Below are 2,542 nucleotides of genomic sequence, written 5' to 3'. Positions count from 1 at the left end.
TTGGGATAATATACAGGGTCAGGCAAAGACTCAAAACGTAAACGAATATGGGTGCCTACCTCCAAACTCAAACCAGTAGTTTCAGGAGGAGCTACCGCTAACTCCACAAAATCAGCCATGGGTGTAGTAGGCATTGGCTTTGCCCCATAAACCTCTATATATTGCTGACGGTAACGATAGAATATCTTGGAAGAAAAATTTTTCTTGCGGCAATACTCGGCAGCAGTTAGTCCTAGCTCATAGCTTTCCGACACCATCTTAAATATCTTCGCACGATCATATTGTTTGCTCATCGTATTGGGTGTTTAGTGATTTGATGATGCAAAGCAAATACAAGCAAGTCGTTTTTCATATACCCCAGCCGATGAGTGGATACAACTCAAATGAGCTTTTGGATAAGAATGACCCAAAGTTTCAGGAGAGTCAAGAAATCTCTGAAAAAATGTTTGAGCAAATAGTAAGGGTATGTGCAGATACATCCAAGGAGCAAAAAATACTTCGTTGCTTTATAAACGAAGAGCAAAGGTTTTTGAATATGATCATATCAGATTAAGGGTATTAGAAATTACCAAAACAATGAAGACTCGTACAATTACTGAGAAAGTTTTAAGCTTTCATGGTAGTGCCAATGCACCTGAACTCGCTATTTATGTGGTAAAAATAGTGTTGCCTACTTTTTATGAATTATACCTTAACTATGATGAGCCACATCATACAGATCCAGACTATTATAAACATGGGTTGGATGGCAGAGTATGGTATCGCCTTACTGATGAAACAACAATTCAATGGACATTGCTGCTTGCCAAAATCTGTAGGGATGAGGCTAAAGTTAGTATTATCATCAATGAAGAAACTTTTGAAGTATTAGACATACAAAAAGTGGAAGGGTAACCCAGCACCCGCTCTTTTAAGTCTCCTGCGGAAGACTTGGCACAACGGGGGTACTTGATCCTGCACTATCTGACTTACCCTTAATGATTAATGACTGGCTTAAGTATATGCTCTCTCAACCCTTCGATGAATTAAATGCACAAGCCCTCAAAAATGATTATCAAAAACTTCTTGCTGGAGAAAAAAACGAGTTATTGAGAACTACAAAAAAATTTCATAAAAACACACGCTTTTACATCATAACACATAAAGACTTCTTGTTTTTTAACGAGATATATAAAAAAGGTAAGGCCTCAGAAAACCCAAGCTCTACTGCACGATATTGGATTCCTAAATATAATTTGCGAGGAAAAATTGCGCCTGTTGCAACATACATTTTCCACCTCAAAGTAATAACCTCACAAGATATTGAATATATTAAGTCCCAACTTAGCTTGGGTGAGAGGGTTATTTTATTGACAGAGTATAAAATATTTCAGAATTATAGACATAATGCAAAATTCAAGCAACTCAAACAAGAGCTCTTTGGGTCAGGTGATTTAAGAGACATGGCGATGTATTTTTTTTCTAAGGGTCCAGGAATGACTGATACTAGATATGATGAGTTTAAAAATATAATGACAAAGAGGTACGGTCGTTACTTGAAAAAAATTAAGGAAAAATACTCTTATTTAATTGAGGAAGTGTTAAGGGATGCCAAGCAAGTTTTCTTAGACAAGCAAATGATCACTGATTTTTTTACTGATAAATAGATGGTATGCAACAACAAACGCTTTTTTGTGCTATAAGATCTTCTAATGCAGGTAAGATTGATGTAGACTTAATTCCTGCCCCAAGGCAAAATTACCTTTTGGTTACAGAAGAAGCATTGAATGATACATTGAACTGTGAATATGTGGAATTAGCCTTTTTATGTTTGAGTTATGCTATGCTTCAAGGAGACAATGCTTATATATATACCGATATAAGTGCACTTCAGTTAAAACGAGTTGCTCCTAATGCTTGGCTCGAAGAGTTTAGTCTTTGGGAGCATAGTTTTTGGCGAGATAAGGCTCATCTAAACATTCCACAAGATCACCCTCATTATCAACATAAAAAGGTAACATACTTTGAGGGTAAATTGCTTTCTATATGGACTTTTATGGTGAAATTTGAAAATGACTCTCAGATATACACCTTTACGGTACAAAGTGAGGTAGAAGTGCTATGGGTTATACATATACTACAGTCTTATCGTGATAATAAAGCATTGGGTATACAGCTTGATCAGAGTCAAAAAGACATTAAAGATATTCAATGGTTACGTGCATCTGGTAACAAGTTTAGAGTACAAGGACCTTTTATGGGGTACCCACGTGAGATAGCAACCTCAACATCACCTACTTCTTTTGAAGTTACTACTCACTTGATTAAAGAAGCTGTATTGCCAATGCAAGTAAGAGAAGGTGATAGTACCCAAATATTTCTGATGGTAAACTGCCCTTTCTTAAATGATGAGGTCTGTATACTAGATTCAATTGAGGTAACATTAAGATCAGTTACAAAAACGAACTTTTTTTCTGCAAAACTCTATGAAATAATGCTTTTAAAAAACAATAACCAACAAGTTTTCTTGGGAGATACTCCTTGTAAATTCACTTCTAATTTC

At 35.9% G+C, this 2,542-nt stretch carries 5 protein-coding genes; 4 read left to right on the top strand and 1 reads right to left on the bottom strand.

Going from position 1 to position 2,542, the window contains the following annotated elements; all coding sequences use genetic code 11:
- A partial coding sequence (tnpA, locus tag M23134_RS37070) for an IS66 family insertion sequence element accessory protein TnpA (RefSeq protein ID WP_045115096.1) occupies positions 1 to 293 on the bottom strand: 293 nt, incomplete at its 3' end.
- A gap of 71 nt (positions 294 to 364) precedes the next feature.
- Here tnpA and M23134_RS37065 point away from each other — a divergent pair.
- The 4 genes from M23134_RS37065 to M23134_RS37050 all read left to right on the top strand — a co-directional run.
- Positions 365 to 553, top strand: a complete 189-nt coding sequence (locus tag M23134_RS37065) for a hypothetical protein (protein ID WP_045115095.1) — start codon at positions 365 to 367, stop codon at positions 551 to 553.
- A gap of 23 nt (positions 554 to 576) precedes the next feature.
- Positions 577 to 894: a hypothetical protein gene (locus tag M23134_RS37060; RefSeq protein WP_002706210.1), complete on the top strand. Its 318-nt coding sequence runs from the start codon at positions 577 to 579 to the stop codon at positions 892 to 894.
- A gap of 83 nt (positions 895 to 977) precedes the next feature.
- Entirely contained in the window at positions 978 to 1,646 is a 669-nt protein-coding gene (locus M23134_RS37055; protein ID WP_002706208.1) for a hypothetical protein, read from the top strand.
- Between the two features lie 5 nt (positions 1,647 to 1,651).
- Positions 1,652 to 2,542: hypothetical protein (locus tag M23134_RS37050; protein WP_045115094.1), on the top strand; the 891-nt coding region annotated here is incomplete at its 3' end.

This window comes from Microscilla marina ATCC 23134, assembly GCF_000169175.1.
GTDB lineage: Bacteria > Bacteroidota > Bacteroidia > Cytophagales > Microscillaceae > Microscilla > Microscilla marina.
Note: the sequence above shows the minus strand (reverse complement) of the source record. Positions and strands in the feature narration are given on the sequence as shown.

Coding starts and splice junctions, on each gene's coding strand:
- M23134_RS37055 (WP_002706208.1), top strand. CDS start 978: ATGATTAATGACTGGCTTAAGTATATGCTCTCTCAACCCTTCGATGAA.
- M23134_RS37065 (WP_045115095.1), top strand. CDS start 365: ATGAGTGGATACAACTCAAATGAGCTTTTGGATAAGAATGACCCAAAG.
- M23134_RS37060 (WP_002706210.1), top strand. CDS start 577: ATGAAGACTCGTACAATTACTGAGAAAGTTTTAAGCTTTCATGGTAGT.